We start from the raw sequence: 16623 nt of genomic DNA, 5'->3' as shown, positions 1-16623 counted from the left end.
CACTCAGAGCACGATCTGCACCGTGCGTTCGATGAACCAGAAGCTCGCGGCGATACCCGCGATGTAAGGCGGTGCGCGCCATGCCCAGGCCGGCGGCCGGGGCATGTATCGACGCCAGAGGAAGACCACCGCGAGCACGACTGCCACGAACAGGATCTGACCCGCTTCGACACCCACGTTGAACGACAGCAGCGCCAACGGAACTGCATCGTCCGGCAGGCCAATATCGCGCAGGGCCGAGGCAAAGCCGAAACCATGCAGCAGGCCGAAACCGAACGCGGCGATCCACGGCAGCCGTTGAGTCATGCTCGCGCGGCCCACCCGGGTCTTGATGATCTCGGCGGCAATGAAAGCAATCGACAGCGCGATGCATGCCTCCACCGGCGCGCTCGCGAGCCGCAGCCAGCCAAAGGTCGTACCCGCCAGCGTGATCGAATGTGCGACCGTGAACGCCGTAATGGCACCGAGCAGGCGCTTGAAATCGCCAACCAACATCAGCAGACAAAGCACGAACAGCAGATGATCGAAGCCGAGCAGAATGTGCTCGACCCCGAACCAAACATAGCTCCATGCGATCTCGCTCATCGATTGCTGCGAAGGAATCACTACAAGCGGCGCCGCGCCATTCACACGAAGCATGCTCGGAGAACCGTCGATCGGCTCGAAGCGCACGATCACGTCGGTCAGCGTGCTGGCGAGATTCTCGAAGGCGATTTGTTTGCTGGCGAGCCCGCCGGCGCAGATGGTGCGCTGGTGTTCGATGGCTGCGGCATTGACGAGCGTCGCCCGCGGCGTGCCGAGGCCGCGGCACTCGCTCGGCAGGATGACGTTCAAGGCCAGCCGCAGATCACCCTGGGCCGGTGTCTTCCATAGCACGTCGTAAGTCGAAGGTTCGACCTCACGGATCTGGAGGAACGCAGGTCTGACCTCGTGTGCCGCCGCCGGCAACGTCAAGGTAATGAGAGCGAGCAGGCCCAGCACTCGTGCGAGCATGTCACTGCCCGCGAGCGTCTGTGGCCTCGGAGGTTTTCCCAGCCCTCGCAAGATCTGCGGGACGCTGATCGGCATAGATCTCCGGCCATTCGACCGTGATGTCGTACCGCTGACGCAGCCCAACCCAGAATTGTTCGCGTCGCTGCCGACGTCGCGCTTCGATCCAATCCGAGCGCAGTCTGCCGCGAATGTCCGCCAGCTCCGGATCGCGGGCCGGTTCTCGCGACAGGATGACGACGAGGTGTGCCCCCAATGGAGAGCTCACGGGACCGAACCAACCCTCCTCCGCGCAAGCAAACACAGCCGAGGCAAACGCCTCGCCAAATAGCGTAGCGACACCCTTTTGCGTCGTCAGCGGCAACGCCGACGGCAGCATCGAGGGATCGCCGAGCTTCGTCGGATTCGCACCCGCGCGCAGGCGACCAAGCAGCGCCTCCGCATCCCCCTTCGCTCGATGTCCTCGTGCATCCGTGCTCACCATGACGTGGCGAAATGAAATGCGCTCGGGCAATTGATATTCCGCAGCGTGCGCGGCCAGCCATGCCGCGAGCTGATCATCGGTGGGCTCCTCGCTGGCTTCCGCATCTTCGGCGAGAAACTCCAGCTTCTGGCGCATGCGCCTGCGAACAATCGTGTCATCCGCATCGAGACCCATGGCGACGGCCTCGCGATAAGCGATCTCCTCGTCCGCGAAATCGTTTACCAGCCCCTGCAACTCGGCGCGGCTGGGCAGGCGACCTGCGAGCAGTCGATAGCTCTCGGCGATCTGTTGTACGCGCCCCTCCGAAATGGAGATGCGCTCGCTCGAAAGCTCGACGTTGTCGCCGCGAATGAAATGGTTCGCGGTGAACAGAACGAGCGCAATCGCCATGAATTGCAGCAGCGGCTCGCGCACGGCCTTCTCCGCAAACGTCTTCGCGCGCTGGTTCGTGGACGAATTTTCTTCGTCAGTAGGCATTCGTCGGTACGAACCAGATCGGCGACGTGTACGCCCGCTCCTGGATCGTCTTCGGCAGCTTCGGATTGGGAGCGATGTTGGCGCGGATCGCATCCCAAGTCGACCAACGGCAAGTCGGATTCTCGATCACGCGTGCGTAATAGAACGCGCTCTGCCGGGGATCGAACTCCGGATCGGTCCAGGCGCTCTGCAGCTGACCGGCACCTTTGTCCCTCGAGATCTCGCACGTGTTCAGGTCGACGGTCGCGCCGTTGTCGGGACAGCGTTGTGTCCTGGGATCGACCTTGCCGCCGTCGGAACAAGCGACGTCGAATACTTTCTCGAAGGAGGCGCCGCTGGCGTCCACCCAGCCCTTGACCATCTGAATGCGCTGTAGCGGCGCCGAATGAATGTCACGCATGGCGATCACGACGAGCTCGGGCGTCCGTCCCGGCTTCTCGACCAGATCGCCGCCCATGGGCACCGCGTTCGCATAGGCAGTGCGCACGCCGTCATCGGTCGCAAGATTCACACCTTGCAGGCCATAGCCGGCGAACAACCTCACGCGAATGCGGGGACCAGTCGTGGCGAATGTTTCTTTGCGTTGAAGCGCCGCGAACAGCGCTTCGCGCGTGTTCTGTTCGGCCCAGATCCCGGTGAGGCCGGCCGAGCCCCAAGTCGATATGACCGACACATCCTTGCCCGCCGCATAGAACTCTTCCCAGCTCTGGTAGTCGGCGGGCGGCACGGCACCGCGACGATCGGGCGCTCCATCGAGTACACCGACTTTGGAGAAGTAGTTGTCTTCTTCGTAGGAGCCGGCCGAGTTGTGAGTATCGCTGCCGGCGACGAAGCCGAGCTTGTACGGATTCACGCCGAGCTCGTCTTCGATCTGCAAGCCCCGCTTCAGTGCCTCGCGCGCGTAGCCGCCCTCGAAGTGCGTAATCGGCTTGTTCACGCCGATATACGAGGTCATCAACTCGAAGCCGGCCAGCTCGTCGTTCGGCGACAGCAACGGCATGGTCTCGGACTGGCCTTTGGACTGAGTGACCTCGACCAGCGGCTCGTTGCGAGCACGCAGCTCGGCGTAGGCCCGGTCGATGGGCCGGCCATTCCACATCGTGCGTTCGAACATCGTGCCGTCGGACGCGTTGCCGTTGTGTGGAATCGAAAGTGCTTGCATGCCCTGCTCGCGCCGCTGCTCCATCCAGCGCCACAAGTCCTCCGGGTTCTGGGAATCCAGCGCCGAGTACGGCAAGGCGGGCACCTGCTCGCCGGCATAGATGACGTTTCGATGCAGGTTGCGCGCCTCCGGCATCGACGTGAACTCGTAGCCGATGAACGTCGTGAACTTGCCGGGATCGTTGTGGCGCTCGGCGCTGCGGATGGTTTCCTGCCACGCCGACTGCGTCGCGGACAGATCGGCAAGCTCAGGCAGCCGTTTGCCGCTGTTCAAACTCCGGGCAAAGCGTGCGAACGCGGCCAGGATGCCGGCGCGCTCGCTGGAAAACAGATCCCGCGCATACGGGACTTTGGAATATGACGTGCCAGGCGTATCGATGGCCTGCACTACGCCGAGGTATTCGGCGTGATCGGTGACCGCCAGGAAATCCAGCGGCCCGTCGTCGAGGCGCAGATCGAAGCCCATGGCATGCTTGATCGTCTGGCCTTTGGCATAGGCGTAGGCATCGTCCGGCGTCGAGCGCACGTTGAAGACGTAGGCGTCGAACGAGTTGCGCGTGTGCAGATGCAGGTCGCCGAAATAAACGTTCCGCAACGGATTGGATGCCGCAGCGGCGGCGGCTGGAGTGCCAGCCGCCTGTGCTTGCGGTTGATCGGGAGATACTTGTGGCGGCCGCGCGCACGAACCGACCAGAAACGCTGCAGCCAACATACCCCAGCGCAGCCTGGTCGAGTCGCGCGCGACCACATGCATCTTAGAACGTCTTCCTGACGCCGATTTCAACGGTGCGGCCCAACGGATTGGCGGTCCATGGGTCGTAGCCGAATTCCTCCTGCGCCGGCGGCGGATCGCGATCGAACGCGTTCGCCATGGTCGCCGAGAAGGACAGGCTGTCGTCGAACGCGAAGCGGTACGTGAGATCGACCGTGATCCAATCCTCGCCGTTCTCGCCGTACTGGATTCCGGGACGCTCGTCCTTCACCGCCGACACGAAGTTCACGCCAACCCGCATGTTGTGCCGATTGAAGCTGTAGTTCGCATCGAAGTTCGCGCGCCACTCGGGAGCGGACAGCGCGAAGGTCGCGAAATTGAGCGTACCGAGCCGGTCGTCGCCCCGGGAAACGACGACGCCGTCGAGCGTCGTCGGTCCGGTCTTCAACTCCAGGACCCTGGTGGCGTTCAAGCTCAGCGTCAGATCGCCGGGCCCGACCGGCAGGTCGTACATGGTCTGCAGATCGATGCCGTTGGTGCTCTGGCCCGGACCGTTGCCGTAGCGAGTCGAGATCGACGAGAACGCGCCCACGGCGCTCAAGCCCACCGCGCAGGGAACGTTGAAGCTCACCCGGTTCAACAGCGGCTGCACGTTCGGATCGCAGGTCGTGATCCTGCCACCCTCCCCGTTGAACACCAGGCTGGCGATCTGGTTCGGATCGGCCACCTGGTCGATCTTGTCCTTGGTGCGGATGTCGAAGTAATCGAGCGTCGCCTGGAAGTGATGACCGGCGCCGAAACCGTCGCTGTTCCAGATCACGCCGAAGTTCTTGGTGGTCGCCGTTTCCGGCTTCAGATTCGAATCGGTGATGAACCGCGCACCCAGCCAGTTGCCGTTCGCGACCGTGTAGGTGCGAGCCGCGACCGTAACCTGGCCAGGAATGGCCTGCAGCGGCGGTGCCTGGTAGTTGGTGCCGTACGAACCGCGCAACGACAGCGGGCCCGCGACATTCCATTTGCCGGCCAGCTTGTAGACCGTGGCACCCAGACCGCCTTCGAATTCTTCGTGACGTGCGGCCGCCTGGAAGTCCAGGTTGGAGAGCACCGGCAGGCGCAACTCGGCGAATATCGAGGATTGATCGCGGCTGAGCGAGCTCGGCGGCAGCGGCGCGAACAGCACGAACGGTCCAGGGCCGTCCGGCGTGCAGCCGCGGAAGTCCGGATCGTCCGGCGACAACGGCATGGCCGGCAGGTTGGGCGAACCGGGGCCGTTGGCGCTGGTGAATTGCGACGGCCATTCGCACGCCAGGCTGCCGTTGTAGATCGGATCGGGAACGTTTACGCGGCGCTTCACGTCGCGATACTGGCCGCCGAGCGCCCAACCGATCTCGCCGCCGGGCAGGTTCACGCCGAGCTTGCCGTCGAACACCAGGTCGACCGTGGTGTTCTCGCTGATCTCCTCCGTAGCGCGTGGATTGAACATCCAGCGCGTCAGCTCGATCGAGTTCTCCTGGCCGGGAACATAGTTGGGATTCGCCAGGCTGCGCACCGGCTGGCCGGCGAACGAGGTGGAGAACGGATTCCACCACATGCAGCCGTTCTGGCCGGCGGCCGCGGGGTTCTGCGTGCCGAAGCGGGTCGGATCCAGGTCCGGCGCGTTGCAGTTCGGTCCGCCGAAGCCGTTCAGCGCCTCCTGCAGGCGATAGCCGATCGTGTCCGGATGCGTGTTGAACTTGTTCGCATAGTTATAGGTCACGGCGAAGTCATAGCCGATTTCGCTGGCCTTGCCTGCCCAATCGCCGAGCGTTCCCTTCAAGCCCGAGGACACGCGCCAGATTTCGTTCTCGACACGATCGGGCACGCCGAAGCCGTCGTTACCGAACGCGAAATTACCGCCGTGGCCGAGCAGTCGATAGGTGACCGGGGTGAATCCGGAGGCGCCGGTGATGCCATTGCGAGCCGCGAAATCCGCAGCGTACGGGTTGGTGATCGGCGCGTAGATCTGGAATAGCGCGCCGGAGGCCATCGCCGGGCCTCGCACCATAGGCTGCGCCGGCGAAGCAATCACCTTCGGAGAGATGACCCGCGCGTAGGAAGCGTCCGCATGGAACTCCATGCGCTCGGAGAGCTCCGCGTTGAGCTGCAGATAGCCGCGATAGATGTCGTTGTCTTCGACCAGGCTGTAGTAGGGAATGTAGTTGTAGGCACAGGTGAAGTCGTTTTCGTACCGGCCACCGACTGCCGCGCATGACTCCGGCGTGAAATCGGGCACGATGCCGGCAATGGCTGCGCCAAATTCACCGACGTCGCTTGCACTTGGCACCGCCGGCAGCGGACCGCGTGGCAGCCATCCGGCCAGATTCGTGAGCGTCGACCACGGCGCGGTGTTGTAGCCGGGCCGAGTCGGATCGAGTGAGTCCTTGACGAAATCGCGTTCCAGCGCGCGCAGGCGCGAACGATGCTCGTACTCCAAAGATCCCATGACGTTCACGCGGCCTTCGCCAAAGCCCGCGAGGATGCCGGCGGAATAATCGCCGTCCGAGCCGTCGATATATTTGTATTGCGCGTCCATGTCGATACCGACGAAGCGCTCGCGCGTGATGAAGTTCACCACGCCGCCGATGGCGTCCGCGCCGTAGATCGTGGCGGCGCCGTCCTTGAGGATTTCAGTGCGGGAAAGCGCCAGCGAAGGAACATTCGCCGTGTTGATGTCCATGCGCCGGCCGTTGAGCAGGGTCAACGTCTTGTCCGAGCCCAGGCCGCGCAGGTTGTAATTGACGGAGCCGATCAGCGTCGGGCCGCCGAAGTAGTAGGACTCGCCGGTGGTGGGACCGGAAATGGTCAGCGTCTTGGCGAACTCCAGCGCTGTCGGCGAGCCGCGCTTCTCGAGCTCTTCGCGCGAATAGACCTCCACCGGCAACGCGGTGTCGGTCGGAGTGCCCCGGATCAACGAGCCGGTGACTACGATCTCGGTCAGCTCGCCGAGCGGTTGCGAACCCGGCGCGGGTACCGACTGCGAAGCATCCTGGGCGAAGGCCGGCCCGGCGCCAGTGGCCAGGCCCATGAGCAGCGCGAGACTCGAGCTGCGTTGAAACGCGGATTTCATGATCATCCCCCTGTTGGCAACTACCTGGAACTTATTCATTCTCTCGTGAGTGAGTGTTCTACGCCCGGCGCGCCACGTCAATGCGCGCGTCCGATAAACCGTTCACGCTCCGCTCACTTCCCACACACGGCGCGAAACCCTCCAGCCATGAATCTCGCCATGCGTTTCTTGACCTGGTCGAAATCGTCCGATTTGCAGCGGCCGCCGGACAGCTTGTCGATGCGCCCGGTGCGCGCCAGCGTCAGCAGCAGCGCGCCGGTCACGAAGTGGTAACCCCAGAAGATATCTTCTTCGGGGCAATCCGGCAGCGCGCGCTTGAGCAGTCCGATCAGGCGCAGTACCACCGGATCGAAGTGTTGGTCCATCAACTCGGCGCCCCATTCCGGCGTGTTGGCCACCTGCGCGCTGAGCGCGCCATAGTTCTTCCAACGTGCTCCGCCCTCGATGTACAGATCGAGGTCGGTATCGAGAAACGCCCGCAGCGCGCCCTCGATCGTCGGTTTGCCGCGGGTCGCCTCGTCGTATTCGTCCAGCACCTGCATGCGCCGCGTGCTCGTAACGACGGCGCGGCGCGCGAACACGGCATCGAACAGCTTCTTCTTGTCCTGAAAATAGTAATTCATCAGCGTGTGGTGCACGCCGACGCGTTGCGCCACATCCTTCAGCGTCACGCCGTGCAAGCCGTGCTTCGAGAAGAGCTCCTCTGCCGTGTCCAGAATCTGCTCCATCATCTCGGCTCGTTGTTCGGCCTTGGTGACGCGCTTGCCGCGGGTCGTCCGCCGCTTCGCCGCCACCTTGGGCCGGGCTCGAGTCTTCACGTTTGCTGCCACGATTCCTGGCTCCGTCGTCTTGCCGGTCAGGCCGAGCAAGCGATCGCACCGACCCGTCTACCCGCAGGAAGGTCAGCGCCACGAATCGACCCGACGCGCAGTGAGCCACCGTGGCGCGCTAATGTCAATACTCACTCTCTCGCGTGTGAGTATCATCACGCGACCGGCCGAGCCGATCTTGTCCCGGTTTTTGAATACTTATTCTTCAGTCAGGATTTGGGAACGAGGGCGACTCCTTTTTTTGCGTCACTCGAAACGCATGAAGGAGTTCAGAGTCAGCCGGGCCGCTCGCGGTGAGGTGTCCGGCGAGGCGACGCGGCGAATGTCGCCGGAGTGGAGGACATTGCTGGGATAGATGAGCGCGCGATTGCAACGCGCCTGGTAGCTGGCGATGCGCGCGAATAGAGGATCATCGCAGTCCATGTACCTGGCGGGCGGCGAATATTCCGTCATCACTTCGCGTTTGAGCGATGCGGAGTAGTGCTGGATGCGTTCCTGGCTGATCGTTTCGAAGCCGGTGGCGCGATGTCGGTAGACCGACGTGCCGCCGTGTTCCGGGCCGCAGAGATAGTGAACGATGGCAAGCTGATTCGCGGCACTCGTATCGAAGTGCGGCACTCGTTGTATCGGGCGCAGCCGATGCGGCTCGGTCGTAGTGATCGACAGCGCGCAGAAGATGACTCGCGGAACGCTGTTTGGGGGCATCTCGAAGCGCTCCCGAAGCATATCGCCGTAACGCTCGCAGATGTCGTTCGCGTATTCAGAAGGCGCCGGCTTGCGAATGCCGTGATAGAAATCGCCAACCGCGGCTCGGAATGGCTCGCCGCTCTCCGCGTGCGCGATCAGCGCCGCCGGGTCCAGAGCGAAGTCCTCGATCACAGCGACTTGGCGACGCTCCAAGCCGCTGGAGTACATCGCGAGCGTCGCGCGTGGGTTCAGCGTAAACACCGATCGCGAACCTGGCGCCTTGTTTGAAGGCCGCCTCGCATTCGCGGATGAACTGCGTTTCGGTGATGCCGACTTTCCGCAGCGTGTTGCGCATGGTCGGCCAGGTGCCTCCCCGACGCCGATCGTTGGGATCGTGGGCGACTCGATGAGCGTGACGCGCACGCCGCCGGCACGCGTGCTGTGCCTGGCGGCGATACGCGCCGCGGTGATCCAGCCTGCGGTTCCACCTCCTACGATAACGATCGATCTGCTCGACAGAACTCGCGGATAGCCTTCATGCCACCGCTCTGGCCGGCGCGTGCGATTCCACCCGCCAACGCGGCAGGCTGTTCGGATAGTGCTTCTGCAGGTAGGTGATCAACTTTTCACGCACCTCGCAGCGCAGGTCCCAGGCGGCGCCGGCATCGCGAGCGCTGGCGAGCGCACGCAGCTCGAGCGTGCGGTCCTTGGCATCGGTGACCTGCAGCACGTTCACTTTGCCGTCCCATAGCTTGGATGCCTCGAGAATGCGAGTGAGCTCCTGCCTCAATGCCTCCATGGGCACGTCATAGTCCACATGCAGGTACACGGTGCCGAGGATGTCGGCGGAGGTGCGGGTCCAGTTCTGGAACGGCTTTTCGATGAAATATGTGATCGGCAGGACCAGCCGCCGCAGGTCCCAGATGCGCACCACTACATAGGTCAGCGTGATCTCCTCGATGCGGCCCCACTCGTTCTCCACGATCACGACATCGTCGATGCGAATCGGCTGCGTGAGCGCGATCTGGAAGCCGGCCAGCAGCGTGGCAATGGTCTTCTGCGCGGCGAAACCCAGGATGATGCCGGCGACGCCAGCCGACGCGATGATCGCCGTGCCGAACTGCCGCACCGATTGAAACACCATCAGCATCGACGCGATCGCGATCACGGCGACCACGCTCGTGGCGATCTTCTTCAGCACCATCACCTGCGTATAAACGGCGCGCGCGCGGCGATTGTCGGCAACGTCGATACGGTGCCGCTGCATGATGAACCGCGCGACCACGTTGATCAGCTCCATGACCAGGAACGCCATCGTGCCGATGAGCAGCAGGCTGGCCGCGTTCTGAATGATGCCTTCCATTTCCTGCGAGATGGCCAGCGCTGGCGTGCCCATAATGACGGCAATCATCGGCAGCGTGAGCCGCAGCGCCTTGCCGGCAAAGGGCGCGAGCACATCGTCCCAGCCGAATTCAGTGCGCGCCGACAGGGCGAGCAGCAATGCTTCGAGAGTGCGGGCCACGCGCACGAGCAACCAGGCAAGCCCGAGTAAAGTGCCGAAGCCCTGCAGCCAGTCCGCGATCTGAAAGGCCTTATCCACTTTGTACACGGCATCGAACTCGGACAGCAGCACGCGCACCGCGAAGTGCAATCCGTGCACCCACAGCAGCAATGCCAGCGGCGGCACGGCCTCGCTCAAGCCTCTCGCCACCCAATAGCGGAAAGCTGCGAGCTCGCCCGGCGCATGCGGCCGCTCTTCATGCTGATGCAACTTCCGCCCGGTCCACCACCGTAACGCCAGATGGGCGACCGCCAGCAGCACCACGACCAGTGCACCGGTGGCCCACGTCGTCAAGGTCAAGCCGAGAAATGTGGCCTTCATATCAATCATCGCTGTTCCTCCAACCATCGGAAGTCAACTTACAAGGGTACCTCCAAGTGACCGCGGTTGTGCCCCTGTTCGTCCGCAGCGTGCAAGCGCCGCCGCGAAATCTTTCCAGCGCAACGCGAGTAGCTCGAGGTCGCTTGTCTTGTATCGGGGACGTCGCCCTGCGGAGACAGCGGAGACGCACTCGAGCAATGCAGAACATGCAGCGCTTCGTGGAAGCGCCGCCGCTGGTTCACCAACATGCGCACCGGCGACCACAACGAGGCCGCCAACGACCGCAATGAAGAGGCCGTGGGCCTGCAAGGAAAGTTCTATAACCAGTCGACCTGCTTCAGCTGTCACATCAACAACGGACGAGGCTGGGCGCCGACGGTCGTGAACCAGAAACTGGATACGATGGTGGTGCGCACCGCGCAGGTCGACGGCAGCGGCCGGCAGTTGCCGCATTCAATGTATGAAGCTGCTGACGCGCTACGTCGGCCTGCTCGGCGTGCCTGCGCAACGCAGCGTGCAGAGCGGCTTCCCCAAAGGCGTGGCGCCGCTGTCTTACCTGGATGCGAATCCGGCTCGGATCGCCGCCGGCTCGGCCGTGTTCGACACCGTCAAGTGCACGGGCTGTCATGTCAGAGAGATGACAACCGGCTCGGGCAACGAATTGGCCGAAACCCGCAATCAAACCATCCGGCCCTACACGGACCTGCTGTTGCATGACATGGGGCCCGAGCTCGCCGACAACCTGGTCGAAGGCCAGGCCACCGGCAGCATGTGGCGCACTTCGCCGCTCTGGGGCATCGGCTACACCGAGCGAGTGGCGGGTGCAGGCGTCAGCGTTGGCTACTTGCACGACAGCCGCGCCCGCACGCTGACGGAAGCCATCCTGTGGCACGGCGGCGAAGCGACCACGAGCCGGCTGCTGTTCGAGCAGTTGAACACGGCGGACCGCACCGCTCTGCTTGCGTTCCTCGCATCGCTGTAACCAGATCGCCGCAGTCGACTTGGTTCCTGCATATCTCACACCGGCAGTCGCACGCTGCCGGTGTGAGATCATTTGCTCAACGCCCGCCGCTCACCGATAATCGCGCCGCTTCGACGTCACTCGTCGAATCAGGAAACATCCGTTCGCCGGATCCGCGGGCCAGCAGTGCCCGGCCGCTGCCTCGATCAGCTGATTCATGAACTGGTTCGGAAACGCGCTCGCCGTCGCAAATGGCATTGCCCTCGAAGAAATTACGCCCGGCGCTCACCTCTGCTCGACCGGCAAGAGCGACCAGGAACAGATCGAGATCGCGGTAGCCTTCCTCGCGCAGGGCCTCCAGCGCGGCGACAAATGTGTCTACATCGGCGATGACGGTGCGCGCAGCGCCATCATCCAGCAACTCGGCATTCGTGGCGTCGACGTCGAGCGCATGATGCGGTCGCGCGCCCTGCTGCTCAATACGCCAGCAGACCTGGGTTTGCGGGGCGACGCCACCGATGTGTACCGCGTGTTTACCTTCTGGAAGAGGATGACCGAAGCGTCGGTCAAGGAACACTTCCAGGGACTGCGAGGCGCGAGTCAGATGACCTGGCTGAGCGCCGACGTGACCGTACAGCAGTTGCGAGCGTACGAGGAACGGTTGGCGCAGCTGGCGCAGGACACGGGATGCGTTCTGCTGTGCCAGTACGACCAGCGGCAGCAACCGCCCGCCTTTCTGCTGGAGTCGATCGGCGCACACGCGCTGGTGATCGATCATGGCCAGGTGTGTCGGAACGTTTACTGCGCTCACGATGAGGAAACCAACGAGACCTCGCTCGAGGCCCGCGCTTTGGAACTTCTACTGCAGGGTTTGCGCAGTCACGAGCAGTCCAGGCGAGAGCTGGCCGATACGCAAGCCGAGTTGGCGCGGCTGGCGAGGATCATCACCCTCGGCGAGCTGACGGCATCCGTCGCGCACGAGGTCGCTCAGCCGGTGGCCGCGATGATTGCCGATGGGAACGCGGCGCTGCGCTGGCTTGCAAACACGCCGCCGCAACTGGAAGAAACGCGGCTGTCGCTGGTGCGAATCATCGCCGGCGGCCATCGCGCCGAGAGCGTCATCCAGCGCATTCGCTCGCTGGTGAAAAAGGCGGACAGCAGCCAGGAACTGCTCGACATCGGCGAGGTGATCATCGAAGTCGCTGCGCTGATGCGCGACCGGCTGCAGCAGGCGAGCATCGTCCTGCGAACCGACCTGTCAGTCTCGCTGCCACGCACCTGGGCGCATCGCGTGCAGATCCAGCAAGTCGTGTTCAACCTGGTCGTCAACGCGCTGGAAGCGATCAATGCGCGCGCCGGCGACGAGCGGGAAATTCACATTCGTGCCGAGCAGGGTCCCAGATACGTGACGGTGTCGGTCACCGACTCCGGCATCGGCCTCGGCACCGACCAGGTGCCATTCGTCCCCAGACCGTTCTACACGACCAAGCCTCATGGCATGGGCATCGGTCTGTCGATCAGCAGCAGAATCATCGAGGCTCACGCTGGACGGTTGTGGGCCGAGCGCAATGCCAGCGGTGCGGGCGCCACGTTCTATTTCACATTGCCCTTGCCCCGAGCTGAACATTCCAGCTAAGGTCCCTCGAATCGCCATATGTTAATTTGCCGAATGTTCGCATGAGGCGCCGCTGTCACGGACGATGAAAACGCCAACGCCGAGTTTCCTGAACAACGATGATGACGTGGTCTACGTCATCGAAGATGACGAGCAGGTGCGCGACGCCCTCGGCAGTCTCATCAGATCGGCCGGACATCGTGTCGCAACCTTCGCAGCGCCGGAGGATTACCTGTCGCGGCATCGGCGCGGCAGCGGCGGTTGCCTGGTACTGGACGTGTGGCTGCCGGGCATGAGCGGGCTCGAACTGCAGGCGGCGTTGCGCTCGGCGGGCAGCGACCTTCCCGTCATTTTCATCAGCGGTCAGGGCGACATACCGATGACAGTGCGCGCCATGAAGGACGGGGCGCTCGAGTTTCTGCCCAAGCCGGTGCCCGCACAGAAACTGCTCGATGCCATCGGGCAAGCGCTGCAGTCGAGCCGGCGTGCACAACGGCACGCCAGGGAGCTGGAAGTATTGCGCTCACGCTGCGCCACGTTGACCGAACGCGAAAGGCAAGTGCTGGCCGGTATCGTCGCAGGCAAACGTAACAAACAGGTTGCCGCCGATCTCGGCGTCAGCGAGATCACGGTGAAGATTCACCGCCGGCACATCATGAGCAAGATGTCTGCGTCGTCTCTTGCCGGTCTGGTGTTGATGGTCGCGCGCATGTCCGCGGCCGAGCCGGAGCCTCGGTACTTTGCGGACGGCGGGCCGCTTCGAAAAGAAAGCGACGTCCTCTGGCCCGGCTCTCCAGTGCATCACGATCGGTGATGCGCACCTGGCGCGAGTTCGCCAGCGTGATGGCGTCAAGCGCTTTCAACGTGGTCAGGGCGCGACTCACCGTCTCCACCGCCATCGCCAGATAATCGGCGATGTCATAGCGGGACATCGGCAGCACCAGGTCATCGGAAGCTCCGGCCGAGGTCCGCTCGATCATCTCCAGTAGAAAGGCGCTGATCTTCTCCAATGCATTGGTGCGCCCTAGCAGGACGGTGCGCGATTGCAGGCGGGATATCGACTCGAAGGCCCGCCGCCGCACCACTTGCGCCACCTCCGGGTCGAGCGATGCCAGCTCTTCGGCGTAACGTCGAGGGTAGCGGGCCAGGCTGGTGCCCTCAGCGATGATCTGGACCGAGCACTCGTGCCGGGCTCGAGAGCAGAACCCGAACAGGTCCCCTGGCAACAGGAAATCGACGATCTGCCGCCGCCCGTCCGCCGTTTGAATACATTCGCAGGCAGCTCCGGTCATCAGTCGGTACCACGCGTCCGCCGCCTCGCCGGCGCTGTACAGCCGTTCGCTCACCGCGACTTCAGTCCTCGTGGCGAGAATCTCCAGACTCTCGGGCAGCGGTTCGAGTGGCGCCGGCATCCTGGCGGTCGGACGCGTGCACTCGTCAACGGGTCGATCGATGCGAGCTGCAATCGGATGGGCGGCAATCGAGTGGGGCATGTTGCCTGTCCTGGCTTCTTCCGTGGGGGCATGTTCGGCCGCTTCCTGCGGCCCTCCCGGGCTCGTCTCCCTGGTCCTCGGTCATGAAACATACCGGTCGCCCGCCTGTTGCTGTATCCACCCTTTGTATAGGCACGGGCAGCGGCGGGATGCAAAACAGTGGCTGTAGTTGACCAAGGTCAATGCGGCCGGTGCCGCGATTGCGCATTATCGAGCCTTGCATGCGGGACCTGACGCGGGTCCCGCCGATCGGCACGCCACCCCACCCTCGTCGTGTCGGTCGCCTGGGGTGGAGCGTCTCATCCGTCGGGCGCTCCATCCTTTTTTCTTGCTGGCCATTTTCTGCTGGCCATTTTTCTTGCTGGCCCTGTTGTTCTTCAGGCCGTGGTTCTCCAGGCCCTTTTGCACTGCTGTTCCAGCCGATCGGGTTCGGCAGCGATGTCCAGTGCCGGCAGGCCCCAGGCATAGGACTCCATCGACAATACGCCGTAGGTCATGCCGCCATCGAGCACCTGCACCGAATCGCCATCGAACGTTGCTCCGAGCGCGACCAGCAACGGCAGGAAATGCTCCTCGGTGGGGTGCGCCCGACGAGCATGCGGAGCCAGCTGGCGGTATTGCATGAGCCGGTCGATATCGCGATCGAGCACCGCCTTTCTCACCCAGTCCCGGAACTCGATGGCATAGCTCGCGTCATCGGCCGCGCCTTCGCGCCATTCGAACAGGTTATGCGTGAGGCTCCCCGAACCGATGATCGCGACGCCTTTGGAGCGCCACGCGCCCAGTGCCCTTCCCAGACGCACTGCAGCCCAGGTATCCAGCTCACTCCGTAGCGACACTTGAAACGAAGGAATGTGCGCCTTCGGATCCAGGTAACGCAGGGGCACCCACGCACCATGATCCAAACCACGCTGGTCATCGAGCCCGATGTGCCGCCCCGTCTCGGCGAGGCTTTCCGCTATCTCCGCGGCGAGCACTGGATACCCGATTGCAGGATGTTCGATCCGGTAGAGCTCAGGCGCAAAGCCGCCGAAGTCGTGCAGCGTCCGCGGATTCGGCGTGGTCATCACCGTGGTCTGCCGCGTCTGCCAATGCGGCGACACGACCAGCAGCGCCTTCACGTTACCCAATAACTCGCCGACCCTCGACAGTCGCGAGCCGAGCTGCCCGGGTTCCAGTGCGAATGTCGGCGCACCGTGAGATATGAAAAGAGCGGGTGCAGTCATGATCCTGAATCTCGGGGCGAGCCCCTGTAAACCAAGTCCACAATACATGCCTGCCAGGCCATGGAAACAATCCGTGGCAGCAGCAATCCATGCGGATCGCCGCCGCGCCCTAAGACGTGCCCCTAAGAGGCGCGTACTTCTCCGTAATGAAATCCATGGCATTCCGACACGACCGCCCTGAGCACGCTACACTCGCGCCTCCCTTGAACGTAGCTCGAGATGCTCATGACCAATTTTCGGATGCCTGGCCCGACATTGCTTCGCCGTGCTCGCGCGCTGCTGCTGGCTGCCTGCACGGTCGTTGCCGGCTTGGCCACCAGCTCGTGCGCGGAGATGTCGCAGATTCTCCAGACTGAAACCGCAACTGCAGGTCAATCCAATCCATCGGCTTTGACGCGAGCCATCAAGGAGTCGCTGGAGTTAGGCAGCACACGCGCGGCGGATCTGTTGTCGAAAGCGGGCGGCTACCAGAACAGCCCCGTGTACCGCATCACACTGCCGCAATCAGTGCAGCCGGTGGCCTCGAAACTGCGACAGTTCGGACTCGGTGGGCAGATCGACCGGATCGAAGCACTCATGAATCAGGGCGCCGAGCACGCAGCCGTCGAAGCGAAGGCCGTGTTCATCAATGCGGTCCGCGGCATGACAGTCACCGATGCGATGGGCATCGTCCGTGGCGGCAACACTGCGGCGACGGACTACTTCCGCCAGCGCACCGAAGCCGATCTGCGGGCGCGTTATCTGCCCATCATCCAGAACAATCTGCAACAGATCGGCTTCTACAATCAGTATCAGCAGCTGCTATCGGCCTACAAGCAACTGCCGCTGGCCAACAAGCCCGATCTGGACCTGGAGCAGCATGTGCTGACCAAGAGTCTGGATGCGCTGTTCACGCAGGTGGGCGAGGAAGAAAAGGCGATTCGCAAGGATCCGCTCGGCCGCGGCAGCAGCGCCATTGCAGCCGTGTTCGGCCCCAGATGAGCGGCTGCCTGAAGACGC

The 16623-nt window shown here is 63.3% G+C and carries 11 protein-coding genes and 3 pseudogenes; 4 read left to right on the top strand and 10 right to left on the bottom strand.

Annotated elements, in window-relative coordinates; genetic code table 11:
* Positions 1-3: 3 nt before the first annotated feature.
* The 8 genes and pseudogenes from VGE08_RS06570 to VGE08_RS06540 form a co-directional block, all read right to left on the bottom strand.
* Positions 4-993 carry a HupE/UreJ family protein gene (locus VGE08_RS06570; RefSeq protein ID WP_331067053.1) on the bottom strand — a complete coding sequence of 330 codons (990 nt, stop codon included), beginning with the start codon at positions 991-993 and terminating at the stop codon, positions 4-6.
* A gap of 1 nt (position 994) precedes the next feature.
* On the bottom strand, positions 995-1951 hold the full coding sequence (locus tag VGE08_RS06565; protein ID WP_331067052.1) for a peptidylprolyl isomerase: 957 nt from the start codon (positions 1949-1951) through the stop codon (positions 995-997).
* Positions 1941-3866, bottom strand: a complete 1926-nt coding sequence (locus VGE08_RS06560) for a DUF3604 domain-containing protein (RefSeq protein WP_331067051.1) — start codon at positions 3864-3866, stop codon at positions 1941-1943. The genes VGE08_RS06565 and VGE08_RS06560 overlap by 11 nt, the downstream gene beginning before the upstream one ends.
* A gap of 1 nt (position 3867) precedes the next feature.
* Positions 3868-6930, bottom strand: a complete 3063-nt coding sequence (locus tag VGE08_RS06555) for a TonB-dependent receptor domain-containing protein (protein ID WP_331067050.1) — start codon at positions 6928-6930, stop codon at positions 3868-3870.
* Between the two features lie 113 nt (positions 6931-7043).
* A complete protein-coding gene (locus VGE08_RS06550) occupies positions 7044-7658 on the bottom strand; it encodes a TetR/AcrR family transcriptional regulator (RefSeq protein ID WP_414717466.1) in 615 nt (204 codons plus the stop codon).
* A gap of 348 nt (positions 7659-8006) precedes the next feature.
* Entirely contained in the window at positions 8007-8708 is a 702-nt protein-coding gene (locus tag VGE08_RS06545; RefSeq protein WP_331067048.1) for a DUF6445 family protein, read from the bottom strand.
* A gap of 4 nt (positions 8709-8712) precedes the next feature.
* Positions 8713-8966: pseudogene (locus VGE08_RS26305) on the bottom strand (tryptophan 7-halogenase); the annotation flags it as partial.
* A 16-nt stretch (positions 8967-8982) separates the two neighbouring features.
* On the bottom strand, positions 8983-10338 hold the full coding sequence (locus VGE08_RS06540; protein WP_331067047.1) for a mechanosensitive ion channel family protein: 1356 nt from the start codon (positions 10336-10338) through the stop codon (positions 8983-8985).
* A gap of 164 nt (positions 10339-10502) precedes the next feature.
* On the opposite strand from VGE08_RS06540, the pseudogene VGE08_RS06535 reads away from it, so the two are divergent.
* The 3 genes and pseudogenes from VGE08_RS06535 to VGE08_RS06525 form a co-directional block, all read left to right on the top strand.
* A pseudogene (locus VGE08_RS06535) lies at positions 10503-11311 on the top strand (di-heme oxidoredictase family protein); the annotation flags it as partial.
* Positions 11312-11507: 196 nt separating this feature from the next.
* Positions 11508-12926, top strand: coding sequence for an MEDS domain-containing protein (locus tag VGE08_RS06530; protein ID WP_331067045.1), 1419 nt, complete (start codon positions 11508-11510; stop codon positions 12924-12926).
* A gap of 64 nt (positions 12927-12990) precedes the next feature.
* Positions 12991-13719 carry a response regulator transcription factor gene (locus VGE08_RS06525; protein ID WP_349258637.1) on the top strand — a complete coding sequence of 243 codons (729 nt, stop codon included), beginning with the start codon at positions 12991-12993 and terminating at the stop codon, positions 13717-13719.
* Between the two features lie 34 nt (positions 13720-13753).
* On the opposite strand, the pseudogene VGE08_RS06520 reads toward VGE08_RS06525, so the two are convergent.
* Together VGE08_RS06520 and VGE08_RS06515 are read right to left on the bottom strand one after the other, a co-directional pair.
* Positions 13754-14317, bottom strand: a pseudogene (locus VGE08_RS06520) (helix-turn-helix domain-containing protein); the annotation flags it as partial.
* 458 nt (positions 14318-14775) lie between these two features.
* On the bottom strand, positions 14776-15624 hold the full coding sequence (locus tag VGE08_RS06515) for a class III extradiol ring-cleavage dioxygenase (protein WP_331067043.1): 849 nt from the start codon (positions 15622-15624) through the stop codon (positions 14776-14778).
* Positions 15625-15849: 225 nt separating this feature from the next.
* On the opposite strand from VGE08_RS06515, the gene VGE08_RS06510 reads away from it, so the two are divergent.
* Complete coding sequence (locus tag VGE08_RS06510) at positions 15850-16605, top strand: DUF4197 domain-containing protein (RefSeq protein ID WP_331067042.1); 756 nt, start codon at positions 15850-15852, stop codon at positions 16603-16605.
* The last annotated feature ends 18 nt before the right edge of the window (positions 16606-16623 follow it).

Origin of the sequence: Steroidobacter sp. (assembly GCF_036406195.1) — a bacterium.
In the GTDB taxonomy this organism is placed as follows: domain Bacteria; phylum Pseudomonadota; class Gammaproteobacteria; order Steroidobacterales; family Steroidobacteraceae; genus Steroidobacter.
The sequence above is the reverse complement of the archived record's forward strand: the minus strand, read 5'-3'. Positions and strand labels throughout refer to the sequence as shown.